The organism is Roseovarius sp. THAF27, from assembly GCF_009363655.1.
GTDB lineage: Bacteria > Pseudomonadota > Alphaproteobacteria > Rhodobacterales > Rhodobacteraceae > Roseovarius.
On record NZ_CP045393.1, the window covers coordinates 3,234,154 to 3,257,681 of the forward strand.

Below are 23,528 nucleotides of genomic sequence, written 5' to 3' on the forward strand. Positions count from 1 at the left end.
CTAGGGGTGTATGTAAGGGGCGGGACGCCCGCTCACAACCTCTTATTCAGCCGCCTTTGCGCTCGCCACGGTCAGCGAACCACCGGCTTTCTCGACCGCGTCGACCGCCGATTTCGAGGCACCGGTGACGTCCAGCGTCAGCTTCGCGGTGACTTCGCCCTTGGCCAGAACGCGGATGCCATCCAGCTTGCGGCGCACCAGCCCGCTTTCCACCAGCGTGTCCTCGGTGATGGTCTGGCCGGCGTCGATCTTCTTGGCGTCGATGAACTTCTGGATCATCCCCAGGTTCACGACGGCGAATTTCTTGCGGTTGGGCTTGTTGAAGCCGCGCTTGGGCAGCCGTTGATACAGCGGCATCTGGCCGCCTTCATAGCCGTTGATCGCCACGCCCGAACGGGATTTCTGACCCTTGATACCACGGCCGGCGGTCTTGCCCATGCCGGAACCGGGGCCACGGCCCACGCGTTTCTTGCGTTTGGTCGCGCCTTCGTTGTCGCGCAGTTCATGCAGTTTCATATCGCTTCTCCTAAGCCGGATGTGACCCCCGAAGCGATGGGGCCAACCACGGCATGTCTTGGTTCATGTGAATCGGGTCATGTCTGACCACCGGGGGCGTATAGACCCGTTGCGCCGGTCGATCAAGGGGGCTTGGTCGTCCTGCCCGCCCCGCGCCTGTCAGGCCTCTTGCGGCTTGCGCGACACGAGGTTCGACAGGCAGGCCGAAAGCTCGCGCGCGGTGAACGGTTTTTCCACGACCGGCCCGGTATAGCCCATGTCGCGCACCGTATCCTCGCTATGCGCGGTCACCAGCAGGTAGGGAATGCGCAGCTTCTCCATCGCCGCCACCAGCGGGCGACAGCTGTGCCCGCCCAGATCGACGTCGATCAACGCGCAGTCGATCAGCCGCGACCGCGTCTCGACAAAGGTCATGGCCGATTTCAGATCGGTGGGCGCGCCCACCACGGCAAAGCCGCCATCATCGAGCGTCCCCTCGATATCGGTGCGGATCAGAACGTCGTCCTCGACCACCAGGACGCGCCACGCCGATCCGGGCGCTTTCGCGAGGTCGCGCGCGCTGGCCGGTGCGGGGTCGGTCATACCCCCCAACTCGCCGGCCGCGTTCGAAAGGTCGGGATCAGGTCGAAAGGTCTGTGTGTAGGATCGCGTTGTCATACGTCATCATATAAGGACCAGCTCAATATATCATAACGATTTCACTGCCCTATAATGCTCACGCCACTCAACACACTCATTATGAGTAAGCTGTTGAATCCAAGGTGCGCAATCTGGTATCAGTGCATCTTCCGAATGGTCTTCGGCCTGACATCCCGTGGTGGAGCACCTCATGCCCGATTCCGGCTCTAAACGACTGGAAAGACTGCAAGTCATGATCTCCGAAGAGGAGCTAAAGGCGCTGGACGACTGGCGTTTCAAGTCCCACATGCCCAGCCGCGCCGCCACCGTGCGCGAACTGCTGAAGCGCGGACTTGCGGCCGAAGGCTACTTTTCCATCGCCGGCGACGGCTCCTCGTCGCGCGATTTTGGCGTCATTGCCTCGAAACCCGACAAGTCCCCGTAGGGTGGGTGAAAACCCACCGCCCGTCGGGTGAAAACCCACCGCCCGTCGCGTTAAGCCCCACCGCCCGTCGGGTGAAACCCCACCGTGCGCCGGGTGACAAGCACGCCACCGCCTCCTTCAGCCGAACGCGCGGTGGTTCTTCACATGCCGATCCACCAGCCGCCGCCCGCGCCCGCCCTTCACGAACAGCCGCGCCGGAACGTCCTGCCCGGCGATCGGACCGGCACCGGGCATGGCCAGACCGGCGCTTTGCGCAGTCTTCAGCGCCTTCATCGCTTCCTGCCCGCGATACAGGCTCTCGGCGCCGATCCCGTTGGCCCGCAGCACCTCGTGCCGGTCCATCACCACATGGTAATACTCGACTCCTCCCTCGCGCATGTCCACGGTGACCCCCGCGACGCCCAGCAGGAGCTTGGCCGGCAACAGCACCTCGGTCTGGCCGAACATGCGGTGCGCGATTTTCGAGCGGACGAGGATGCGATGCTGCGGCGACACCAGCAGGTCCTCCACCGGCAGCCCCGGCCCCAGCGCCCCCGTCGCGATGCGGATCGGGCGCACATGCGGGTTGCGCGCCAGCGTCGCGGCGCTCAGCGCGTGACGCTCGATGGCCCGCACCGGCTGCGGTCCGTGGTCGGCGGTCAGCACCAGGTCTCCCGCCGCCAGCGCCTCCACGGCAATCTCCGCCTCCGGCGACACCGCCGCGATCCGCGTGCCCGCTGCAAAGCAGACGACGTTCACGGCGTCGTTTGTGGTGCCGATCACCGCCGCGTCGCTGCCGCCCACATCGGTGATCCCGCCGGTCGTCACCGACTGGACATTCAGATCGCCATAACTGTCGTTGGGCAGGAGGAAATACCGCGTCATGCCCCCGCTCGACACGGTCAGGAACATCACGTCGAGGTTGTCTTCGTGCTGCGGGCCGAAGGCGCTCGTGCTGCCGTCGCCGCACAGGAAACTGCCCGAGGACGACGGCTCCTGGATCAAGTCGATGGTATAGGTCGTCCCACCGATGGCGATCAGGTCGCCCTCATCGAACTCCCCGTCGTTCAGGTCCGTCCCGCTGGCGCCGTCCACCACGCCAAGAAGCGTCCCATCCGCGGTCGAATAGGTCGTGTTCGCACTGATACTGGTGACCTCGATCAGGTCATGGATCGTCGCCATCGCCCGAATTTCTCCGCGTTCGCAACGCGCGCGGGCAAGCGGCGCATCGCTGGCCGGCCCGGTGCTGCACCGTCCACGTCTTAACGTGCTGCGGTGAAGGAAGGCTTAATCCGGCCCGGTCCGGCCGCACAGGGCGAAGAGCGGCGGGCGCAGGGCGCCGGGCGCGTCCGCGCCAGGCTCAGCCCAGTATGCCCGCCGCCGTGTCCAGGACATGCGGCAGGAACTGCTCCAGCACCTGCCTTTCGTCGAACGTGATGCCAGAGATCGACACCTGCACCGCCGCATGGGCATGGCCCTCGTTGCCCCGCACCGGGGCGGCCAGGCTGATTTCGTTCAACAGCATCTGGTCGCGCGTGATGCAGTACCCGTCCGTCCGCGCCGCCTTGATGCTGCGGGCGATCTCGGCACGGTCCATTACGGTCTTTTCCGTGCCCTGCGCCAGCGGCCAGGTGGCACAGGCCGCCTCGATCTCGGCGTCGCTCCTCGTGGCCAGCATCACCCGCCCCGAGGCGGTGTTCAGCGCCGGCAGCCGCCGCCCCACGATACTGGCGGCGAAATGCGTCCGCTGGTTGGGCAGCCGCAGCGAATAGATGATGTGATCCCCCGAGATCTGCGCCAGGTTCACCGTCTCGCCCCTCGCGCGGCTGAACTCGATCAGCTTGGGCAGGGCACGGGCGATCACCGGGTCGGACCAGTAATAGGCATAGGCCAGCTCCAGCCACGCGTGGCTCGGGCGGTACAGGCGCGATTTCGGGTCGCGCTCCAGCATCCCCTCCACGTGCAGCGTGTGCGCCATCCGCTGCACCGCGCTCTTCTCCAGGCCGGTGCGCACCACCAGGTCCGTGAGCGACAGCGCGACGTGTGATTCGTCGAACGCCCGCAGGATCTGCAGCCCCCGTGCCAGCGTGCTGGCGTAAAGGCTATCCCGCTTCTTTTCCATGCTTTTCCTCCCGCTGCGGCTGTACCTGCCTGGCCGGATACACCCGGCTCTTGACGTCAACCCGCACACCATTGCTATACTCATCAAATAACAATCGGCAATATCAAATAATGATAACTGCCATAACGCAACAGGGAGTCCCCATGCTCGGAAAAACCACAACCACCCTCCTCGCCTCGGTCCTGGCGGCCGGCGTGGCCATGCCTGCCCTCGCCGACAAGGCCTCGGGCACGCTCAACGTCGCCTTCACCAAGGAGCTGGAGAACGTCGACAGCTACTTCAACTCGTCGCGCGAGGGTGTCGTGCTGCAACGCGCCATCTGGGACGGGCTGATCTACCGCGACCCCGAAACCAACGAATATGTCGGCAACCTCGCCACCGACTGGGAGTGGATCGACGACACCACGCTGGAATTCAAGCTGCGCGAGGGCGTCACCTTCCACAACGGCGAGGCGTTCAACGCCGATGACGTGGTCTACACGGTCAACTTCGTCGCCAAGGAAGAAAGCGGCGTGAAGACCCAGCGCAACGTCAACTGGATGGAATCGGCCGAGAAGATCGACGAGTACACCGTCCGCATCAACCTCAAGGACAAGTTCCCGGCGGCGATCGAGTTTCTGTCCGGCCCGGTCTCGATGTACCCCGATGAATATTACGCCGAGGCCGGCCCCTCCGGCATGGGGCTCAAGCCCGTCGGCACCGGCCCCTACAAGGCGGTCGAGGTCACGCCTGGCCAGCATTTCGTGCTCGAGGCCAACGAGAACTACCACGACAGCCCCAAGGGTCAGCCCGAGATCGAAAAGATCGACATCCGCACCATTCCGGACGTGAACACCCAGATGGCCGAGCTTTTCTCCGGTTCGCTCGACCTGATCTGGCAGGTGCCCGCCGACCAGGCCAACAAGCTGGCCACGATGGACCAGTTCACCGTCGCCAATGAATCCACCATGCGCGTGGGCTACCTGCAGATGGATGCCGCCGGCCGCTCGGGCGAAAACCCGTTCACCAACAAGCTGGTGCGCGAGGCCGTCAACTACGCCATCAACCGCCAGGAACTGGTCGATGCGTTGCTGCAAGGCGCGTCCAAGGTGGTCTACACCCCCTGCTTCCCCAGCCAGTTCGGCTGCAACCAAGACGTGACCGAGTACGAGTACGACCCCGAAAAGGCCGAGGAACTGCTGGCAGAGGCGGGATATCCCGATGGCTTCACCGTCGATTTCTACGCCTATCGCGACCGTCAGTACGCCGAGGCGATCACCTCGTACCTGAACGCCGTTGGCATCCAGACCAACTTCAACATGCTGCAATATTCCGCCCTGCGCGAACTCAACATGAAGGGCGAGGTGCCGATCTCGTTCCAGACCTGGGGCAGCTACTCGATCAACGACGCCTCGGCCATGGTCAGCCAGTTCTTCAAGCACGGCTCGCTCGACAGCACGCGCGACGACCAGGTACTCGAATGGCTGGACATCGCCGACAGCTCGACCGACCCGGACGAGCGGGTGGAGTACTACACGAAGGCCCTGCAGCGCATCACCGAAGAGGCCTACTGGGCGCCGATGTTCACCTACAACACCAACTACGTGTTTAAAAATGAAGTCGCCTACACGCCCACGCCCGACGAGGTGCTGCGCTTCGTCGACATGAGCTGGAACTGATACAGCCCAAGGCGAGGGGCCGGCCCCGGCCCCTCGCCCGCCCGACCTTCAAGCCAAGCTTTCCCTTTCCCCGCAACGCGCATCCGGCGCGTCACGCAAAAGGTCCGCCATGCTCACATTCATACTGAAACGTCTCGGACTGGCGGTGCTGGTCGCTGTCACGGTCAGCTTCATCAGCTTCTCGCTGCTGTTTCTGTCCGGCGATCCCGCCGCGGCGCTGGCCGGGGAAACCGCCAGCGGCGAGGACGTCGAGGCGCTGCGCCGCCTCTACGGCTTCGACCGCCCGATGCTGGTGCAATACGGCGACTGGCTGTTCTCGGCGCTTCAGGGGGATTTCGGCGAAAGCTATTACTTCAAGCTGCCCGTCGCCAGCCTGATTGCCGAGCGCCTCCAGGTCACCATGACCCTGGGCGTCTGCGGCATCCTCTTTGCCCTAATCACCGCCGTGCCGCTGGGCGTGGTCGCGGCGATCCGCCCCAACTCGATCATCGACCGCGTGGCGCTCTTCCTGTCGGTCGCGGGCCAGGCGATGCCGTCCTTCTGGTTCGGCCTGATCCTGATCGTGATCTTCGCGATCCAGCTGGGTATGCTGCCGCCCTCGGGCGCCGACAGCTGGCGGCACTTCATCATGCCCACCATCGTGCTGGGCTATTACGCCATGCCCGCCATCATGCGCCTGACGCGCGCCGGGATGCTCGACGTGCTGAACTCCGACTATATCCGCACCGCGCGGGCCAAGGGCGCGGGCGAATCCCGCGTGCTCTTCAAGCACGCGCTGCGCAACGCCATCATCCCCGTGGTCAGCCTCGCCGCCGTGCAGATGGGCTTCATGCTGGGCGGCTCCATCGTGGTCGAAAGCGTCTTCGCGCTGCACGGCGCGGGCTATCTCGCGTGGGAAAGCATCGCCCGAAACGACCTGCCCACCGTGCAGGCGCTGATCCTCGTCTTCTCGATGTTCTACATCGTCTTCACCTTCCTCGCCGACGTCCTGAACGCCTGGCTGGACCCCAGAATGCGGAGTGCCTGACGTGACCGATACGACCGATCCACTCTCGCGCGAAATCCAGGGGCCCTCCCCCCGCCAGATGCTCAAGGCCCGCGCCCTGTCCCACCGGGGGCTGATCTTCGGCATGGTCGTCGTGGGCCTGCTGGTACTGGTGGCGATCTTCGCGCCGCTGCTGGCCCCGCACGATCCCTACGCCCAAAGCCTGATGAAACGCATGGTCCCCCCGGTCTTCATGGGCGGCACGTGGGAACATCCCCTGGGCACCGACCACCTGGGCCGGGACTACCTGTCGCGGCTGATCTACGGCGCCCGCGTGTCGCTGCTGATCGGCGCGGTCGCGGCGCTTATCTCGGGCTTCATCGGCACCGCGATGGGCGTCGCCGCCGGCTATTTCGGCGGCAAGGTCGACACCGTCGTGACCTTCCTCATCAACGTGCGCCTCGCCATGCCGGTCGTGCTGGTGGCGCTGGCGGTGGTGGCCATCCTGGGCGGCTCGCTCACCGTGGTGATCTGCGTGCTGGGCCTCCTGCTGTGGGACCGTTTCGCGGTGGTCATGCGCGCCTCGACGCTGCAGATCAGCCGGCGCGATTACGTGGCCGCCGCACAGGTGATCGGCGCCTCGACCCCGCGCATCGTCCTGACCGAGATCATGCCCAACGTGTTCAACAACCTTATCGTCATCGTGACGCTGGAAATGGCCCACGCCATCCTGCTGGAAGCCGCGCTCAGCTTCCTCGGCCTGGGCGTCCAGCCGCCGATCCCGTCCTGGGGCCTGATGGTGTCCGAGGGCAAGAACATGATGCTGTTCGAGCCGTGGCTGGTGCTGATCCCCGGCGCCGTGCTCTTTGCGCTCGTGCTGGCGATCAACCTGATGGGCGACGGCCTGCGCGACGTCACCGCCCCCGAAGGACGGAGCTGACGACATGACCGACACACTCCTTTCCGTAAAGAACCTCACGCTCGACATCCCCACCGGCAGCGGCACGCTGCACGCGGTGCGCGGCATCGACTTCGAGATGAAGCGCGGCGAGACGCTGTCGATCGTCGGCGAAAGCGGCTCGGGCAAGTCGCTGACCTCGCTCGCGGTGATGGGCCTTCTGGGCAAGTCGATCAAACGCTCGGCGGACGAGATCCGCTATGACGACATCGACCTCCTGAAGGCCGGCAATCGGGTCATGCGCGACCTGCGCGGAAACCGCATCGCCATGATCTTCCAGGAGCCGATGACCTCGCTCAACCCGGCCTACACCATCGGTGACCAGCTTATGGAAACCCTGCTGCTGCACCGCGATGTCAGCAAGGCCAAGGCCCGCGCCCGTGCCGTGGAGCTTTTGGAAAAGGTCGGCATCACCGCCGCCGAAAGCCGCCTGTCGCAATATCCGCACCAGTTGTCGGGCGGGTTGCGGCAACGCGTGATGATCGCGATGGCCCTGATGTGCGAGCCCGACCTGCTGATCGCGGACGAACCCACCACCGCGCTCGACGTGACCATCCAGGCCCAGATACTGCGCCTTCTGGTGGATCTCACGCGCGAGATGAACATGGCGATGATCCTGATCACCCACGATCTTGGCGTCGTGGCGCGCGTGGCCGACAAGGTGGCGGTGATGTATGCCGGCGAACTGGTCGAAACCGGCCCGGCCGAGGCCGTCTTCGCCACGCCCAGCCACCCCTATACCCGCGGCCTGCTGCGCTGCATCCCGCAACCGGGCAAGACCGAACGCGGCGCGGCGCTCGGCACAATTCCCGGCATCGTGCCCTCGCTGGTGGGCGACGTCACCGGCTGCGCCTTCCGCACCCGCTGTCCCCATGCCGTGCCCGCCTGCCGCGAGGCCATCCCCCTGCGCGGCACCGACAACCACGACTTTCGCTGCGTCCACGCCGATGGCGCTCTCTCCAAGGAAGGAGACGCCGCATGAGCGACATCCTCACCCTCGATCACGTCAAGAAGACCTACAGCGTCAAGCAGGGCCTTTTCGGCAAGCGCAAGCCGCTCTCGGCGGTCAACGACGTCACGCTTTCGATCCGCAAGGGCGAGGTGCTGGGCCTTGTCGGCGAATCCGGCTGCGGCAAGTCCACCCTCGCCAAGCTGCTGCTCGGTCTCGAAAAACCGACCGATGGCGAGGTACTGGTCGAAGGCGAGAACATGCAGGATCTTGACCGGCGCGCGTTGGCCGGACGGCTTCAGCCGATCTTCCAGGATCCCTATTCCTCGCTCAACCCGCGCAAGTCGATCTACGACCTGATCTCGCTGCCCTTGCGGGTGCACCGCATCGGCGACGCCGCCAGCCAGCGCAAGGCGGTCGAGGAGATCCTCGACATCGTGGGCCTGCCCGCCCGCGTCATCAACACCTATCCCAGCCAGATGTCGGGCGGCCAGCGTCAGCGCGTGGCCATCGCCCGCGCGCTGGTGATGAAGCCCGAGATCGTCATCTGTGACGAGCCCACTTCGGCGCTGGACGTGTCGGTGCAAAGCCAGATCCTCAACCTGCTGGCCGATCTGCGCCGTGACTTCGGGCTGACCTATCTCTTCATCTCGCATGATCTCGCGGTGGTCGAACACCTCGCCACCCGCGTTGCGGTGATGTATCTCGGCCGCATCGTCGAAGAGGCTCCGGTGGCCGACCTCTTCGAGCGCCCCCGCCACCCCTACACCCAGGCGCTGCTCAGCTCGGTCCTGACGCCCGACCCGACGCAGGGCGTGCCCGAAACCTCGCTCGGCACCGCCTATCCCAACCCCATCGATCCGCCCTCGGGCTGCGCCTTCCACCCGCGCTGCCCGCACGCCACGCCGCATTGCGCGGCGCAGGCACCCCGGCCCCTGCAAACCGAGTCGGGGCTGGTCGAATGCCACCTGCACGACCCCGAAAGCCCGATGTATGAAAAGGGCGCCGCATGAGCGCATTGTCCCGAACGCAAACGGTCGCCAAGCACGTCATCGAAACCCCCGGCGGCGTGGTCGCCGCCCAGCACCGCCTTGCCGCCGAGGCGGGCGCCGAAGCCCTGCGCGCGGGCGGCGATGCGGTCGATGCCGCCGTGGCCACTTCGTTCGCCATCGGCGTACTGGAACCGTGGATGAGCGGCCCCGCCGGCGGCGGCGCGGCGCTCCACTGGCGCGCCGACACCGGCGAGGCCGTGGCGATCAATTTCGGGATGCGCTCTCCAAAGGCGCTCGATGTGGCCGACTATCCCCTGTCCGGCGAAGGCAAGGCCGGCGACCTTTTCCCCTGGGAACGGGTCGTCGAGGACCGCAATGTCGAAGGCCCCAAAGCCATCGCCGTGCCCGGCGTCGTGGACGGCATCGGCCAGGCCCATGAAAGATGGGGCCGCTTGCCCTGGGCCGATCTCCTGGCCCCCGCCATCGCCCACGCCCGCGAGGGGATGCTGGTCGACTGGTACGCCGCGCTCGTGATTGCGTCCGTCGCGCGCAACCTCGCCGCCGACCCCGACGCCGCCGCGCTCTTTCTCGATGACGGCACCTGGCCCAAGGGCTCGGGCTGGACCGCGATCCCCGACAACCGGCTCGACCAGACCGCCATGGCCGACATGCTGGAGGCGCTGGCCCGCGGCGGCCCGCGCAGCTTCTACGACGGCGATATCGCCCGGGCCCTTGCGGGCGACGTTCAGGCCAAGGGCGGCAGCCTCGCCACGGGCGACCTTGCGGGCTACCGCGCCTGGATGGGGGAGGCGCAACGCGTGCCCTACCGCGACGCGCTCTTTTACGTCATGCCCGGCCTAACGGCCGGTCCCACTTTCGCCCGCGTGATGGAGCAACTCACGGATCAGGACCTTTCGACCCCCGAGCGCGCCTTCCCGGCCTATGCAAGCGCCCTTGACCGCGCCTATGCCGAGCGTCTGGGCAAGATGGGCGACACCGGCGAAGTGCCCGAGGCGCCCGGCTGCACCACGCATTTCTCGGTCGTCGACCGCGCCGGCAACATGGTCGCCAACACCCAGACCCTGCTGTCGATCTTCGGCAGCCGCGTGGTCTCGCCCTCGACCGGCCTTCTGATGAACAACGGCATCATGTGGTTCGACCCCGAACAGGGCAAACCCAACTCGCTGGCCCCGGACAAGGCCTGCCTGATGAATGTCTGCCCGATCCTCGGCCACCAGGGCCCGCGCCATTTCGCGCTCGGCGCCTCGGGCGGGCGCAAGATCGTCTCGGCGGTTTCTCAGATGGCCTCGTTCATCGCCGACCGCGGCATGGATATCGAGGGCGCATTTCACGCCCCCCGCATCGACGTCTCGGGCGGCGGCACCGCCATCGCCGACGACACGCTGCCCGCCTCGGTTCTGTCGGCCATCGAACAGGTGATGCCGGTGCAGACCACCCGGCGCACCGTTCTGCCCTATGCCTTTGCCTGTCCCGCCGGCGTCATGCGCCATGATGCCGTGAACACGGGATGTACCGAAATCATGTCACCCTGGGGTGACGCAGTACTGGAAGACACTGAATGACCCGCGACACCGCCATCACCAACGCCACCGAGTATTTCGACGCCGGCACGTTCCAGTCCGACCTGGCGACCCTCGTGGCCTTCCGCAGCGAAAGCCAGAACCCCGCCCCCGAGGCCCGCGCCGAGGCGCAGCGCTACCTTGTCGAGGCGATGCTGCCCCGGCTGGAGGCGATGGGCTTTGACTGCGAGATCGTCGACAACCCCAACCCCAAGGGTGGGCCTCTTTTGCTGGGCGAACGGGTCGAGGGTGACGACCTGCCCACGGTCCTGACCTATGGCCACGGCGACACCGTGCTGGGCCAGGAGGGCATGTGGCGCGAAGGCCTACAGCCCTGGGAGATCACCGAAAAAGGCGACCGCCTTTACGGGCGCGGCACCGCCGACAACAAGAGCCAGCACCTGATCAACATCGCCGCGCTTGAATCCGTCCTCGCGGCGCGCGGCCGCCTCGGTTTCAACACCCGCATCGTCATCGAGATGAGCGAGGAGGTCGGCTCGGTCGGCCTGCCCGAGATCTTCCGCACCTACAAGGACCGGCTGACGGCGGACGTTCTGATCGCTTCGGACGGCCCGCGCCTGCAACCCGAGGTGCCCACCATGTTCATGGGCTCGCGCGGCGGCACCACCTTCGACCTCGTGGTCGAAACCCACGAGGGCGCGCACCATTCCGGCAACTGGGGCGGCCTGCTGGCGGACCCGGCAATGATCCTCGCCCACGCGCTGGCCTGCATCACCGACGCGCGCGGCCAGATCAAGGTGCCCGAATGGCGCCCTGACAGCCTGACAGATACTGTCCGAGACGCCCTGCGCGACCTGCCCGTGCAAGGCGGCGAAGGTCCCAACGTCGATCCCGACTGGGGCGAGGAAAGCCTGACCCCCGCCGAGCGTGTCTTCGGCTGGAACAGCTTTGCCGTCCTCGCCATGGTCTCGGGCGTGCCCGACGCGCCGGTCAACGCGATCTCCGGCTGGGCGCGGGCCACCTGCCAGCTGCGTTTCGTCGTCGGCACCGATCCTCAGGATGTGGTCCCCGCCCTGCGCCGCCACCTCGACGCGCACGGCTTCGACCGCGTCCAGATCCGCCCTCACGACCGTGGCTTTTTCGCCGCCACCCGGCTGGACCCCACGCACCCCTGGGCGCAATTCGTCGGCCAGTCGATCCGCGAGACGTCGGGCGAGCTGCACGTCCTGCCCAACCTCGCCGGTTCCCTGCCCAACGACAGCTTCACCGATATCCTCGAGGTGCCCACGATCTGGGTCCCGCACTCCTATCGCGGCTGCTCGCAACACGCGCCCAACGAACACGTCCTGAAATCCGTCTGCCAGGATGCGCTGCGGGTGATGGCGGGCGTGTTCTGGGACATCGGCGAAAAGCAGACACCGGGCCGGTGACGCGGGCGCGGGCGGTGTTGCGCGCACGATGCGTCAACGCCGCGTTCACCCCTCCGGCGGACCAGCGCACGATGCCCTAACGCCGCGTTCACCCCTCGGGCGCGCCGGCGCACGATGCCTTAACGCCCGCATTCCGCGAAAGTCGCACCGTCGCGATACCGCCCGGATACCGACGCGAGACCGACGTGCCGTTTTGGCGAGTCGCGGCCTCTTTAACCCTTGGCGCGCGGCTTGCCTTTGCCCTGCGCGCCGGCCGGGACTACATTACCCCCATGCGTCTCGTTCTCGCCCTTCTGGCCCTGTTGCCCCTGGCCGCACTGGCCTCCGACCGTCCCGACCCGGGCCTGATGTGGAACCGCACGGGCCTGCCCCTGGTCTTTCCCCTGCAAGTGAAAACCGCGTCCGGCGCGGATTTTGTCGTCACCCTCACAAACACGGAGACCGATGAACCGGCCCTTGCCGCCTACATCCGCGGCGGCACGTTCTTTCGCGTGCTCGTGCCCCCCGGTACCTTCCGGCTCCGCTTCGATTACGGCACCGCCTGGGACAGCGAAGAAGAGCGGTTCGCCGACCAGCGGAGCTTGCGCCTGACGAAGCCGCTCACCTTCGAGACCCGTGGTATCGGGCGTAAGGCGGGGCACCTCGTCGACCTGACGGACATGAACCTGGGCCAGGACACCGCCCTTGCGCCACAGGTGCGCGAACAGGTCTACTGCCAGGTGTCCCGCACCGAGATCACACCGAATTGCCCCCTGGGCGACGACACCTGCGAACCGCGTGACAAATCAGACGGTTACACCTCGCCCTACGACATCGCTCCGCGCTACGACTACGCCCGCGAAAGCTATACGCGCCTCTGTGACTGACGTCATCGGTCACTCCGGGTCGGGCGCCGTCTCGGCCTTGTTCTGATCCTCGCGCCCCGTCAGCGCAGGCGTGAAGATGCAGATGAACCGCAGATTCGTCTCCGCCCGCACGATATGCGGATCGTTCTGGTCCAGCACGTACATCACGCCAGGCTCCAGCGGCCAGATCTCGCCCGTGGTCTCGTTCTCCACCTCGCCTTTGCCCTCGATGCAGTAATTGACCTCGATGTGCTCCTTGTATTCCAGGAGTTGCACCGTCCCGGCCTTCACGATCGTGTCGTGAAACGAATAACCCAGGTCGTCGCGGGCCAGCAAAAGCCGCCTGCTTTCAAAGGTCTCGCCCTTGGCGTGGTCCTCTGTACCAATCACGTCTTCCAACGTTTTAACGAACATCCTTTGTCTCCTCAAAAGGGTCAGGCTTGATTTCGAACCCGCCGCGATATCTCATCTGAATATGAAACGCGCCCTGCTGACAACGTTAACCGTACTGGCCTCTGCGCTGCCGGTGGCGCCGCGTGCCGTGGCGCAGGAGTGCAGCCGCGACGCGATGCTGGTTTTCGACGGCTCGGCCTCCATGGCCGAGCTCGGCTTCGACCAGACCGCCCCCACCCGGATCGAGGACGCCCGCACCGCCCTGCGCCGCGCCCTGCCGGATATCGCGCCGGTGCGTCGCGTGGGCCTCTTGACCTACGGCCCCGGCCCCGAAGGCTCCTGCGACGGCATCAACCTCAAGTTTCCCCCCGTCGCGGACGCCGCCCAACCCATCATCGAAGCCATCGACCTGATGGACCCGATCGGCCTCACCCCCCTGACAGAGGCCGTGGCCGAGGCCGCCCGCGTGCTGAACCACACCACCACACCGGGCATCATCGTGCTGGTCACCGACGGCAACGAGACCTGCGGCGGCCGTCCCTGTGCTTTGGGGGCCGACCTCGCCGCCACCTCCGCCAATCTCACGGTCCATGTGATCGGCTTCCGCGTGGTGGCCGACCCTTTCGCTTGGGACAGCCCCGAGGCCGGGATCTATACCGACGGCTCCTCCATCGCCCGTTGCATCTCGGACCAGACAGGCGGCATGTACGTGGCGACCGACACGGTGGACGAGTTGACCGAGGCGCTGCGCCAGACGCTGGGCTGTGCGCTGATCGGCTAGCACGGACCGCAGCGTTAACAGTTCCGCAAACCCGCTGGTGTTTCCATCTCCCGGAAAAGCGTAGTCGGGTCCGCCCCCCTGACCGCGCTTTCGGAAACTTCAAAAGTTTCCGCTCCGTTTTCTTTTCAAGAAAACGGTTCCGCGCAGCAAGGCGCAAAAAACGACACCCGTTAACCTTTGCTCAACAAAGGTTAACAGCGCCAAAACGAAAACACCCCGGCCATCTCTGACCGGGGTGCCAATTCCGTAGGGTGGGGTTTCACCCCACCGGGCTCGTAGGGTGGGTGAAAACCCACCCAGGGCCTCACCCCTTCTCTTCAACGATCTCCACGAGGTGCGGGATCTTGTTGATCATGCCACGGACCGACGGCGTGTCTTCCAGCTCGCGGGTCTTGTGCATCTTGTTCAGGCCCAGCCCGATCAGCGTCTTGCGCTGGATCTCTGGGCGGCGGATGGGGCTTCCCACCTGCTTGACGACGATGGTCTTTGCCATGGTTTACGCCTCCTCTGCGACGTGGGACGACTCGGCCGGGGCCTCGTCACGCTTGGGCAGGATGTCGGCGACCTTCTTGCCGCGACGCTGCGCGACCATGCGCGGGCTGCTTTCCTTTTGCAGGCCGTTCAGGGTGGCGCGGATCATGTTGTAGGGGTTCTGCGAGCCCGTGGACTTCGCAACAACGTCCTGCACGCCCAGCATCTCGAACACGGCCCGCATCGGACCACCGGCGATGATACCGGTACCGGTGGGCGCGGTACGCATGACGACCTTGCCGGCGCCCCAGCGGCCTTCCATGTCGTGGTGCAGCGTGCGGCCTTCGCGCAGCGGCACGCGGATCATCTGGCGCTTGGCCTGCTCAGTGGCCTTGCGGATGGCCTCGGGGACCTCCTTGGCCTTGCCCTTGCCGAACCCGACACGGCCCTTCTGGTCGCCCACGACGACCAGCGCGGCAAAGCCGAAGCGCTTACCACCCTTCACGGTTTTCGAAACACGGTTGATCGCAACCAGGCGATCGGCGAATTCCGGGGTTTCGTCGCGGTCGCGACCCCCACGGCGGTTGTCATCTCTTGCCATACGCGGCGTCCTTTCTGCGGGCATCTGCCCTTTGATTTTCCCAATCCAAGTCCGCCAACCGGCGTCCGGATCATCGAGGCGGATCACCCGCCTGCAACGTCAGGGTGGGTCGAAGCCCCACCCTACGCAGGACGCGCAGGGTGGGATTTCATCCCACCTAGATCTTCAGGCCACCCTCGCGGGCGGCATCGGCCAGCGCCTTGATCCGGCCGTGGTAGAGGAAGCCACCACGGTCGAACTGCGCCTCGGTCACGCCTGCCTTCTTGGCGCGTTCCGCGATGGTCGCGCCGATCTTGGCCGCCGCTTCCAACGTGTTCTTGCCGACAAAGCCCAGATCCTTTTCCAGGGTCGAGGCCGAGGCCAGTGTCGTGCCGTTCACGTCGTCGATCAGCTGCACGCTCATGTTCTTGGACGAACGGTGCACCGAAAGACGGGGACGGCCGGCATTGACCTTGCGAAGTTTGCTCCGGACGCGCATACGGCGTTTCTGGAACAGTTGTCTCTTGCTGTTTGCCATTTTCTCGCGTCCTTACTTCTTCTTGCCTTCCTTCTGGAAGATGTACTCGTCCTTGTAACGGATGCCCTTGCCCTTGTAGGGCTCAGGGCGCCGCCAGTCGCGGATATTGGCCGCGACCTGTCCGACGAGCTGCTTGTCATGGCCTTCCACGATCAGTTCCGTGGGCTTGGGCGCCGTGACAGTCACACCTTCCGGAACCTGAAAATCCACGTCGTGGCTCAGGCCCAGGTTCAGCTTCAGGATGTTGCCCTGCACCTGGGCACGATAGCCCACGCCGCGGATCTCGAGCTCTTGCTTGAAGGGCTCGCGCGAGCCGTGCACGAGGTTCGCGACGATGGTGCGGGTCATGCCCCACTGCTGACGCGCGCGCTTGGACTTGCCGCGCGGCGTCACGGTGATGGCGCCGTCGCCCACTTCGATCGACACATCGTCGGTCGCGGTGAAGCTCTTGGTCGCCTTGGGGCCTTTGACCTCGATGGTCTGGCCCGACACGCTGGCGGTGACGCCATCGGGCAGGGCCACGGGTTGTTTACCGATACGAGACATTACAGGGGCCTCCTTAGAATACCGTGCAAAGCACTTCGCCGCCAACGTTCTGGCTGCGCGCGTTCGCGTCCGACATCACACCCTTGGAGGTGGAGACAATCGACACGCCCAAGCCCTGACGGACGCTGGGGATGTCATCGACGCCCATGTAAACCCGGCGGCCGGGCTTGGAGACCCGCTTCATCTCGCGGATCACGGGGGCGCCTTCGAAATACTTCAGGCTCACTTCGATGGCCGGATGGCCACGCTCGTCCTTGGTGTCCTCAAACCCGCGGATGTAGCCTTCGTCGGCCAGCACTTCCAGAACGCGCACGCGCATCTTGGAGGCGGGGACCATGACGGTGGACTTGCCACGCATGCCCGCGTTGCGCAGGCGGGTGAGCATATCGCCGATAGGATCGTTCATCTCATATCCCTCCTTACCAGCTCGACTTGACCATACCGGGCAGCTGACCGCTCGAACCAAGGTCGCGCAGGGCGATCCGGCTGATCTTCAGCTTGCGGTAATAGGCATGCGGCCGGCCGGTCAGCTGGCAGCGGTTATGAAGGCGGGTGGCCGAGCTGTTGCGCGGCAGTTGCGCCAGTTTCAGGGAGGCCCGGAAGCGTTCTTCCATCGGCTTTTCCTGGTCGTTGATGATCGCTTTCAAAGACGCCCGCTTGGCAGCGTATTGCTTCACCAGGCGCTGACGCTTCTTCTCGCGTTCGATCATTGCTTTCTTAGCCATGTTTCAAATTCCTCGCGATTAGCTGGTGAAAGGCATGTTGAAATGCTTCAACAGCGCCTTGGCTTCAGCGTCGGTCGGCGCCGTGGTTGCGATGATGACGTCGATCCCCCAGACTTCGTCGACCTTGTCGAAGTTGATTTCTGGGAAAACGATGTGCTCCTTGATGCCCATGGCATAGTTGCCGCGGCCATCGAACGACTTGCCCGACACACCGCGGAAGTCGCGGATCCGCGGCATGGCCACGGTGATCAGACGGTCGAGGAATTCGTACATGCGGTTGCCACGCAGGGTCACCTTGGCGCCCAGCGGCATGCCTTCACGAACACGGAAGCCGGCGATCGAGTTCTTGGCCGACGTGATCACGGCATGCTGGCCGGCGATGGTGGACAGGTCTTCCTGGGCCGACTTGGCCTTCTTGGAATCCTTCACCGCCTCGGCACCGCAGCCGATGTTCAGTACGATCTTGTCCAGGCGCGGGATCTGCATGTCGTTGGTATAGCCGAACTCTTCCTTCAGCGCCGCCTTGATCGTGTCGCGGAACTGTTGGCGCAGACGCGGGGTGTAATTTTCAGTATCAAGCATCGATCACGTCCCCCGTGGTCTTGGCGTAACGCACCTTCTTGTCGCCTTCCATCTTGAAGCCGACGCGGGTGGGTTTGCCGTTGGCGTCGACAAAGGCCAGGTTGCTGATGTCGATCGGCAGCGCCTTGGGCAGACGTCCGCCCTGGCTTTGCTGGCTTTGGCGGGTGTGGCGGATGGCCATGTTCACACCGTCGACCACGGCCTTGCCGGCCTTGGGATCGACAGACGTGATCGTGCCTTCCTTGCCCTTGTCCTTGCCGGACAGGACGACGACCTTGTCGCCTTTTTTCAGTTTGGCAGCCATGTCACAGCACCTCCGGGGCGAGCGAGATGATCTTCATGAAGTTCTTCGCGCGAAGTTCACGAACCACCGGCCCGAAGATACGCGTGCCCACCGGCTCACCTGCGTTGTTCAGGATCACGGCAGCGTTGCGGTCAAAGCGGATGGCGGTGCCGTCTTCACGGCGGATCTCTTTGGCGGTGCGCACGACGACGGCCTTGCGGACGTCACCTTTCTTCACGCGGCCGCGCGGGATGGCTTCCTTGACCGAGACGACGATGATGTCGCCCACGGACGCATATTTGCGCTTGGAACCACCCAGGACCTTGATGCACTGCACCCGGCGTGCGCCGGAGTTGTCAGCAACATCCAGATTGGTCTGCATCTGGATCATTAGGTTTCTCCCGACCTAAGGGGTCAGCCTTTCCGGCGTGTTGGCCCCATGGTTTCGATCAAACCGAAAGGTTCTTTGGCCTAGGCCTCAAGAACCTCCCAGCGTTTCGTTTTCGATTTCGGCGCGCATTCGATGATGCGAACTTGGTCGCCGACCTTGAAAGCGTTCTTTTCATCGTGAGCCCGGTACTTCTTGGACTTACGAATGGTCTTCTGCAGCACCGGGTGCTTGAAGCGACGCTCGACCGAAACGGTGACGGTCTGGGCGTTTGCGTCGGAGGTCACGACGCCTTGCAGGATACGCTTGGGCATTCGAGGCTCTCCTTATTCAGCAGCCGAGGCGGCTTTTTCGTTCAGCACGGTCTTGATCCGCGCCACATCGCGACGGACCGAACGGATCCGCGCAGGGTTTTCCAGCGACCCGGTCGCTGCCTGAAAGCGCAGGTTGAACTGCTCTTTCTTCAGGTTGGACAGCTCCTCGCGAAGCTGGTCCGGCGTCTTGTCACGCAATTCGGTGGCGTTCATGGCCATCGTCCCTTCTCAAAACACCGGCCGGCCCCTGCTCGATGGCTCAGGGTCACACGGTTTCCCCGGTGGATGAATTTCAAAAACGAATCCCCGCGAAACGCGGGGACCCCTTGGATTGGGGCCGTATAAGGGAGGTGCGGGTTCAGGGCAAGGGAAAGTTTGGGGAAATTGCGTTAGCCGATCTCAACGCCTGTCATCGCGCACCAACATGACGCCGTCCCCGAACAAAAGCGGCTGCCAGCCGCCGTCCCACAGGCGAAAGCACAATGTCCGCACCCGGTCCAGTTCGGGCCGGAACATCGCGCCGGTCACCCAGTCACGCAGCTCGAACTGGTTCCCACAGCTAGCGTAAAGCGGCTCGCCCAGGAACAGTTCCGCGGCCACGCGCGGCAGCATCTCATCGGAAAGCGGATCGAACAGCGACCGCTCAAAGAGCCACCCAATATTGGACGTCTTGCGCCATGTATCGCTCGCCTGAAACTCCGAGAGATCCATAACCACGACCTCGCCCCAGTTCACCACCTCGTTCGGCTCGCAGGCCTCGGCGGCACGGCCAAGCTCGACCAGAAGGTCCCGCGCGGCCGGCTCGTCCAATGTTTCACGCGCGCCGCTCATGTAATGCTCGAACCGGCGGTGCATCTCGGCCCCCTCGGGCAGCAGGGCAAAACAGCGCGCTCGCGTTTCGACCGACGCTTGCGAGAAACCGAAGGTCAGGCGAACGTCCGCACACAGGTCTTCGGGCAACACATCGTCCCGGTCGAACTCCCTGGTCGCCAGCAGCGCGGCGTCCCGATCGAAAGCGTCATGCCATGCGACCTGCCATGCCTTCAGTTGTGCATTGATCCAGTCGTTTTGCGCGGCAAGAACGTCCTTGTTTTCTTCCCAGCTCATGGGCGCCGCCACCGCGCGGTCGACCCCGCCCGCGCCGGGCCGACGTAATGATCATCCAGCATTGCACGTGTCCCTTTACCAAGCGTTTCCGACCGGCATGAAAGTGACACCATAACACCCCCTACACAAGGCACCGCAACACCAAGGTCTATCTTGCCAGACCCCGCTCCGCCCGCGTCAGATAAGCATCGGGTGCGCTCAATCAGCACCCGACGAAAGAGGAGGAGAACCCCATGTCCAGCCCGTATTCCGGAGGCTGCGATCACGTCAAGGTGACCGCCAGCGCCGAACCCATCGACAATCACGAGTGCCACTGCAACGTCTGCAAGAACGTCACCGGCCAGCACACGACCCACGTGGCCTTCTTCAACCATGACGACCTCAAGGCCGAGGGCGGATCGATGAACCGCCAGCCCTTCAATGCCGACAATCCCGACGGCCCGCTCGAGCTCTGCACCTGCGCCGATTGCGGCGCCGCGCTGATGCTGGACGACAAGCAGAAACGTATCCGCGTGGCCGTGCCCAACGTCATGGGCTATGACGACGCCGCGTTCCCCGATGCGACGTATCACGCGTTCTGGGACGAAAGCAAAGGTTACGCCAAGCCCGATGACGGTCGCCCGGTGTATGAGGGCCTGCGCCCCGACTTCAGCTGGCCCCAGCCTGCCGCCTGACACTCTGGCCCCGTCGGAAAAACCGGCGGGGCACAGCATGGGTCATGATGAAACAGTCAATTTCCCGCATTTCTTTTGCCCGCAGGGAAGAACCTGCTATCCAATAGGCGTATAGTTGAGTTGCCGGGGGGCGCGCTTCAATGTTGACCATAGCACTTCTTTCACTCCTGGGTATTGGCGCGACCGCCTTCCTGATCGATGAATTCGTCGACGACGACAGTGACTCCGGCACAGCGACCGAAGAGGACACGCCCGACATCGCCGACCCGGAAGAAGAAGACCCGGGCACGCCGGATCCGGGCGACCAGCCCGAGGATATCCTGACCGAAGCCGGCTTCACCGTCGAGGAAGAACCACGCGGTGACTTGCGGCCCTTCATAAACCTGATCGGCACCGAAGGCGACGACACGATCAAAGATGTGCATGTCGATGCGGCCGCGGAAACCGGCACGGGCGTGCTGCAGGTTATGGCCGGTGACGGCGACGACCTTGCCCAGCTGGATCAGGATGGCCTGCTGATCCAGGGCGAGGACGGTAACGACACCATCAACCACGAAGGCGAATACGGCTACATTCTGGGCGGCGCCGGTGACGACGTGTTGAGCGGCGTGAACAGCTATAACCTCATCGGTGGCGCTGGCGATGACGACATCACGGTGCAGCGCAGCCCGGTGGACAATACCAGTATCGTTGAGGGCGGAGATGGCAACGATACGATCACCCACATCAGCGACATCGAGTATTACAGCGAAGGCGGCGGCGCGTTCCTGAGAGGCGGCGACGGCGCGGATTCCTTCACGCTCGACTTCAACGGGCCGACCGGCGAGTCGCCGGGCTTCGGCGGCGCTCCCTTCGAGGATACGGACGAAGTCGTCCGCATGGACGACTTCGATCCCGCCGAGGACGAACTGGTCCTGGACCTGACGGATATCGACCCCGGCACGGTCATCCGCGGCGTCGAGACCGAAGACGCCCCCGACAGCAGCGAAACGCAACTCAAGATCCTGCTGAACAAGGACGGAGAGGATTTCGAGCGCAGCATCGCCCTCGGACCCGCCGCCGTCGGCACCGACGTTTTGTCATACGTAACGGTGCTGCTGCCCCCCGAACCGGTGGTCTGACCGCTCAGCCCCAGGCGTAGTTGAAGCTTACGCTGATCCGTTCGTCCTCGGACATGTTCATCGGCACCTCGTGCCGCAGCCAGCTTTCCCACAGCAGCACGTCGCCCACCGCGGGCGTGGCATAGATGAAGGTCCGCAATTCTTCCCGCGCGTCCTTCTTGCGCCCCGGCGCCGCCATCATCCGGGCCGAGCGCGGGTCCTCCAGCTTCAGCGCGCTGGCGCCATCCGGCATCGCCACGTAGGTCGTGCCGGAAATCACCGAATGCGGATGCAGATGCGATGAATGCGTGCCGCCTTCGGGCAGGATGTTGATCCAGATATCCTCCAGCTTCAGCTCCCGCCCGTCCAGGTCGAACTCCAGGTCTTCGGCAAAAGCCGCCACATGCGCATCCAGCGATTTGACGAGGTCCGCGAATATCGGAAACCGCCACGGCAGGTCGGTCAGCGAGGCATAGGAGGTATAGCCCGGATACCCGTTTTCCTCGCACCACTCCTGCCCCGCCTCGTCATCCTCGGCGATGGCGTAACAGGACGCCTCCATCTCGTCAGAGTCGATCTTGGGGCCATGCTCCGACAGGGCAGCACGGTAAAGGCGGGTCACGAAGAGGGATTTGATATCAGCCATGCCCCGCGTCTTACCGCGCGATGGGCCGAAGGCAAGGATTTCTTCATGCCTGTGCCGCATAACGCCCCTGCACCAGAAGGGGGCAAGCATGATCCGAACCATCGCGGCGTCCGGCCTCTGCGTCGGCCTGGCCCTTGCCGGCCCCGTTACGGCGGACCCGGCCACCGGCAGCCTCTTCGCCGCGCGTCAGCCGCTTTTCTCGATGCAGTCGAGACCCCGTGACGCCGTATCCTCCGCCAGCCTCTTCGTGGGCAGGGCCGAGGGCGGACTATTCGCCGCCCTGCCCGGCCGCCTCGATGCGCCCCTGCGCCACGGCGGCACCAAGGCCGCCCGACTGCGCGACCTGATCGCCCGGGCCGAGGCCGGACGCGCGGGCTATGACGCCGTCCAGCATGGCGCGCGGGTGAAACCACCCCGCCGCCCCACCGATATGACCCTTCAGGACATCTACGATTGGATCGAGGCCACCCCCGGCCAGCCCCACGCCATCGGGCGCTACCAGTTCATCCCGCCCACGCTGCGCCACTCCGCCGCGCGCCTCGACCTGCCCGCCAACACCCGGTTCAGCCCCGCGGTGCAGGACCGACTTGCCGACCTGTTGCTGGGCGACGCAGGCCTGATGAAGGTCAAGGCGGGCGAAATGAGCGTGGACACATTCATGCTGAACCTCGCCAGGATCTGGGCCGGCCTGCCGATCCCCTCGGGCCGCAGCTATTACCACGGGGTCGCCGGCAACAAGGCAACGATGACGTATGAGGCCTACGCGCGGCAGGTGCGGGGCATCCTGGGCGGCTGACATCGCATCGCTCCACCCGTCCCGGGCTTGCCCCGGGACCTCCCGTAGGGTGTGTGAAAACCCACGCGCACCGGAGCAAAGAAAAACCCCCGCCGAATTCTCGACGGGGGTTCTTTTTTCTTCACCGGCGTCATTCGCGAGCGAATGACGTTACCAATCCTCACGTACGACGACGCGGGTCTTGACCGGCAGTTTCATCGCCGCGAGGCGCAGGGCCTCCATGGCAACCGCCTCGCCGACGCCGTCGATCTCGAACATCACGCGGCCGGGCTTGACCTTGCAGGCCCAGAAATCGACCGAGCCCTTACCTTTACCCATCCGAACTTCGACGGGCTTAGAGGTTACGGGCGTGTCCGGGAAAATCCGGATCCAGACGCGGCCCTGACGCTTCATGTGACGCGTCATGGCACGACGTGCCGCTTCGATCTGACGGGCGGTCACGCGCTCGGGCGTGGTCGCTTTCAGGCCGTAAGTGCCAAAGTTCAGATCAGAGCCGCCCTTGGCCTCGCCCTTGATCCGGCCTTTGAACATCTTGCGGAATTTAGTGCGCTTTGGTTGAAGCATTT

At 64.7% G+C, this 23,528-nt stretch carries 32 protein-coding genes; 13 read left to right on the forward strand and 19 right to left on the reverse strand.

Annotated features, from left to right (window positions below; all coding sequences use genetic code 11):
- Positions 1-42: 42 nt before the first annotated feature.
- Together rplO and FIU89_RS16035 are read right to left on the reverse strand one after the other, a co-directional pair.
- Positions 43-516, reverse strand: a complete 474-nt coding sequence (gene rplO, locus FIU89_RS16030; RefSeq protein ID WP_152493530.1) for a 50S ribosomal protein L15 — start codon at positions 514-516, stop codon at positions 43-45.
- A gap of 159 nt (positions 517-675) precedes the next feature.
- Positions 676-1,098, reverse strand: coding sequence for a response regulator (locus FIU89_RS16035; protein ID WP_172978141.1), 423 nt, complete (start codon positions 1,096-1,098; stop codon positions 676-678).
- Positions 1,099-1,387: 289 nt separating this feature from the next.
- Here FIU89_RS16035 and FIU89_RS16040 point away from each other — a divergent pair, with 289 nt between their 5' ends.
- Complete coding sequence (locus tag FIU89_RS16040) at positions 1,388-1,579, forward strand: hypothetical protein (protein ID WP_254701706.1); 192 nt, start codon at positions 1,388-1,390, stop codon at positions 1,577-1,579.
- Between the two features lie 117 nt (positions 1,580-1,696).
- Here the strand turns inward: FIU89_RS16040 and FIU89_RS16045 are convergent, their stop codons facing one another.
- Together FIU89_RS16045 and FIU89_RS16050 are read right to left on the reverse strand one after the other, a co-directional pair.
- The gene (locus FIU89_RS16045) at positions 1,697-2,740 is read right to left on the reverse strand and encodes a Hint domain-containing protein (RefSeq protein ID WP_152493533.1); all 1,044 of its coding nucleotides are present in this window, start codon (positions 2,738-2,740) and stop codon (positions 1,697-1,699) included.
- Positions 2,741-2,918: 178 nt separating this feature from the next.
- Positions 2,919-3,680, reverse strand: coding sequence for an IclR family transcriptional regulator (locus tag FIU89_RS16050; RefSeq protein WP_152493534.1), 762 nt, complete (start codon positions 3,678-3,680; stop codon positions 2,919-2,921).
- 143 nt (positions 3,681-3,823) lie between these two features.
- On the opposite strand from FIU89_RS16050, the gene FIU89_RS16055 reads away from it, so the two are divergent.
- The 8 genes from FIU89_RS16055 (at position 3,824) to FIU89_RS16090 (ending at position 13,059) form a co-directional block, all read left to right on the forward strand.
- A complete protein-coding gene (locus FIU89_RS16055) occupies positions 3,824-5,338 on the forward strand; it encodes an ABC transporter substrate-binding protein (RefSeq protein ID WP_152493535.1) in 1,515 nt (504 codons plus the stop codon).
- 109 nt (positions 5,339-5,447) lie between these two features.
- Positions 5,448-6,365 carry an ABC transporter permease gene (locus FIU89_RS16060; protein WP_152493536.1) on the forward strand — a complete coding sequence of 306 codons (918 nt, stop codon included), beginning with the start codon at positions 5,448-5,450 and terminating at the stop codon, positions 6,363-6,365.
- A gap of 1 nt (position 6,366) precedes the next feature.
- On the forward strand, positions 6,367-7,263 hold the full coding sequence (locus FIU89_RS16065; RefSeq protein ID WP_152493537.1) for an ABC transporter permease: 897 nt from the start codon (positions 6,367-6,369) through the stop codon (positions 7,261-7,263).
- Between the two features lie 4 nt (positions 7,264-7,267).
- On the forward strand, positions 7,268-8,263 hold the full coding sequence (locus FIU89_RS16070) for an ABC transporter ATP-binding protein (RefSeq protein ID WP_152493538.1): 996 nt from the start codon (positions 7,268-7,270) through the stop codon (positions 8,261-8,263).
- Entirely contained in the window at positions 8,260-9,243 is a 984-nt protein-coding gene (locus tag FIU89_RS16075) for an ABC transporter ATP-binding protein (protein ID WP_152493539.1), read from the forward strand. Before FIU89_RS16070 ends, FIU89_RS16075 begins: the two co-directional genes overlap by 4 nt.
- Positions 9,240-10,805, forward strand: coding sequence for a gamma-glutamyltransferase (locus FIU89_RS16080; RefSeq protein ID WP_152493540.1), 1,566 nt, complete (start codon positions 9,240-9,242; stop codon positions 10,803-10,805). The genes FIU89_RS16075 and FIU89_RS16080 overlap by 4 nt, the downstream gene beginning before the upstream one ends.
- Entirely contained in the window at positions 10,802-12,193 is a 1,392-nt protein-coding gene (locus FIU89_RS16085; protein WP_152493541.1) for a M20 family metallopeptidase, read from the forward strand. The genes FIU89_RS16080 and FIU89_RS16085 overlap by 4 nt, the downstream gene beginning before the upstream one ends.
- A 272-nt stretch (positions 12,194-12,465) precedes the next feature.
- Positions 12,466-13,059, forward strand: a complete 594-nt coding sequence (locus FIU89_RS16090; RefSeq protein ID WP_152493542.1) for a hypothetical protein — start codon at positions 12,466-12,468, stop codon at positions 13,057-13,059.
- 9 nt (positions 13,060-13,068) lie between these two features.
- Here FIU89_RS16090 and FIU89_RS16095 read toward each other — a convergent pair whose 3' ends face one another.
- Positions 13,069-13,452 (reverse strand): ectoine synthase, encoded by a 384-nt coding sequence (locus FIU89_RS16095; RefSeq protein ID WP_152493543.1) that lies wholly within the window; start codon positions 13,450-13,452, stop codon positions 13,069-13,071.
- Positions 13,453-13,513: 61 nt separating this feature from the next.
- Here FIU89_RS16095 and FIU89_RS16100 point away from each other — a divergent pair, with 61 nt between their 5' ends.
- Entirely contained in the window at positions 13,514-14,212 is a 699-nt protein-coding gene (locus FIU89_RS16100; RefSeq protein ID WP_254701707.1) for a VWA domain-containing protein, read from the forward strand.
- Positions 14,213-14,516: 304 nt separating this feature from the next.
- On the opposite strand, the gene rpmD is transcribed toward FIU89_RS16100, so the two are convergent.
- The 12 genes from rpmD to FIU89_RS16160 all read right to left on the reverse strand — a co-directional run bounded on the left by rpmD (position 14,517) and on the right by FIU89_RS16160 (position 19,746).
- A complete protein-coding gene (gene rpmD / locus FIU89_RS16105) occupies positions 14,517-14,705 on the reverse strand; it encodes a 50S ribosomal protein L30 (RefSeq protein WP_152493544.1) in 189 nt (62 codons plus the stop codon).
- Between the two features lie 3 nt (positions 14,706-14,708).
- On the reverse strand, positions 14,709-15,284 hold the full coding sequence (gene rpsE / locus FIU89_RS16110) for a 30S ribosomal protein S5 (RefSeq protein WP_057795007.1): 576 nt from the start codon (positions 15,282-15,284) through the stop codon (positions 14,709-14,711).
- Positions 15,285-15,441: 157 nt separating this feature from the next.
- Positions 15,442-15,801, reverse strand: coding sequence for a 50S ribosomal protein L18 (gene rplR / locus FIU89_RS16115; RefSeq protein ID WP_057795005.1), 360 nt, complete (start codon positions 15,799-15,801; stop codon positions 15,442-15,444).
- A 12-nt stretch (positions 15,802-15,813) separates the two neighbouring features.
- A complete protein-coding gene (gene rplF / locus FIU89_RS16120; protein ID WP_152493545.1) occupies positions 15,814-16,347 on the reverse strand; it encodes a 50S ribosomal protein L6 in 534 nt (177 codons plus the stop codon).
- A 13-nt stretch (positions 16,348-16,360) separates the two neighbouring features.
- The gene (rpsH, locus tag FIU89_RS16125; RefSeq protein ID WP_152493546.1) at positions 16,361-16,753 is read right to left on the reverse strand and encodes a 30S ribosomal protein S8; all 393 of its coding nucleotides are present in this window, start codon (positions 16,751-16,753) and stop codon (positions 16,361-16,363) included.
- Between the two features lie 13 nt (positions 16,754-16,766).
- Positions 16,767-17,072: a 30S ribosomal protein S14 gene (rpsN, locus tag FIU89_RS16130; protein WP_152493547.1), complete on the reverse strand. Its 306-nt coding sequence runs from the start codon at positions 17,070-17,072 to the stop codon at positions 16,767-16,769.
- An 18-nt stretch (positions 17,073-17,090) separates the two neighbouring features.
- A complete protein-coding gene (gene rplE / locus FIU89_RS16135) occupies positions 17,091-17,654 on the reverse strand; it encodes a 50S ribosomal protein L5 (protein WP_152493548.1) in 564 nt (187 codons plus the stop codon).
- The gene (rplX, locus tag FIU89_RS16140) at positions 17,647-17,958 is read right to left on the reverse strand and encodes a 50S ribosomal protein L24 (protein ID WP_057794992.1); all 312 of its coding nucleotides are present in this window, start codon (positions 17,956-17,958) and stop codon (positions 17,647-17,649) included. Before rplX ends, rplE begins: the two co-directional genes overlap by 8 nt.
- A 1-nt stretch (position 17,959) precedes the next feature.
- Positions 17,960-18,328 (reverse strand): 50S ribosomal protein L14, encoded by a 369-nt coding sequence (rplN, locus tag FIU89_RS16145; RefSeq protein ID WP_103762146.1) that lies wholly within the window; start codon positions 18,326-18,328, stop codon positions 17,960-17,962.
- 80 nt (positions 18,329-18,408) lie between these two features.
- Positions 18,409-18,639 (reverse strand): 30S ribosomal protein S17, encoded by a 231-nt coding sequence (rpsQ, locus tag FIU89_RS16150; RefSeq protein WP_152493549.1) that lies wholly within the window; start codon positions 18,637-18,639, stop codon positions 18,409-18,411.
- Between the two features lie 12 nt (positions 18,640-18,651).
- Positions 18,652-18,852, reverse strand: a complete 201-nt coding sequence (rpmC, locus tag FIU89_RS16155) for a 50S ribosomal protein L29 (protein ID WP_152493550.1) — start codon at positions 18,850-18,852, stop codon at positions 18,652-18,654.
- A gap of 186 nt (positions 18,853-19,038) precedes the next feature.
- Positions 19,039-19,746: a hypothetical protein gene (locus FIU89_RS16160; protein WP_152493551.1), complete on the reverse strand. Its 708-nt coding sequence runs from the start codon at positions 19,744-19,746 to the stop codon at positions 19,039-19,041.
- A gap of 233 nt (positions 19,747-19,979) precedes the next feature.
- On the opposite strand from FIU89_RS16160, the gene FIU89_RS16165 reads away from it, so the two are divergent.
- Together FIU89_RS16165 and FIU89_RS16170 are read left to right on the forward strand one after the other, a co-directional pair.
- Positions 19,980-20,420, forward strand: a complete 441-nt coding sequence (locus FIU89_RS16165; protein ID WP_152493552.1) for a GFA family protein — start codon at positions 19,980-19,982, stop codon at positions 20,418-20,420.
- 140 nt (positions 20,421-20,560) lie between these two features.
- Positions 20,561-21,541, forward strand: coding sequence for a calcium-binding protein (locus FIU89_RS16170; RefSeq protein WP_152493553.1), 981 nt, complete (start codon positions 20,561-20,563; stop codon positions 21,539-21,541).
- 4 nt (positions 21,542-21,545) lie between these two features.
- Here the strand turns inward: FIU89_RS16170 and FIU89_RS16175 are convergent, their stop codons facing one another.
- Positions 21,546-22,166 carry a 2OG-Fe(II) oxygenase family protein gene (locus tag FIU89_RS16175; RefSeq protein ID WP_152493554.1) on the reverse strand — a complete coding sequence of 207 codons (621 nt, stop codon included), beginning with the start codon at positions 22,164-22,166 and terminating at the stop codon, positions 21,546-21,548.
- A gap of 88 nt (positions 22,167-22,254) precedes the next feature.
- Here FIU89_RS16175 and FIU89_RS16180 point away from each other — a divergent pair, with 88 nt between their 5' ends.
- Positions 22,255-22,962 (forward strand): hypothetical protein, encoded by a 708-nt coding sequence (locus tag FIU89_RS16180; protein ID WP_152493555.1) that lies wholly within the window; start codon positions 22,255-22,257, stop codon positions 22,960-22,962.
- A gap of 150 nt (positions 22,963-23,112) precedes the next feature.
- On the opposite strand, the gene rplP is transcribed toward FIU89_RS16180, so the two are convergent.
- Complete coding sequence (gene rplP, locus FIU89_RS16185; RefSeq protein ID WP_103762141.1) at positions 23,113-23,526, reverse strand: 50S ribosomal protein L16; 414 nt, start codon at positions 23,524-23,526, stop codon at positions 23,113-23,115.
- Between the last annotated feature and the right edge of the window lie 2 nt (positions 23,527-23,528).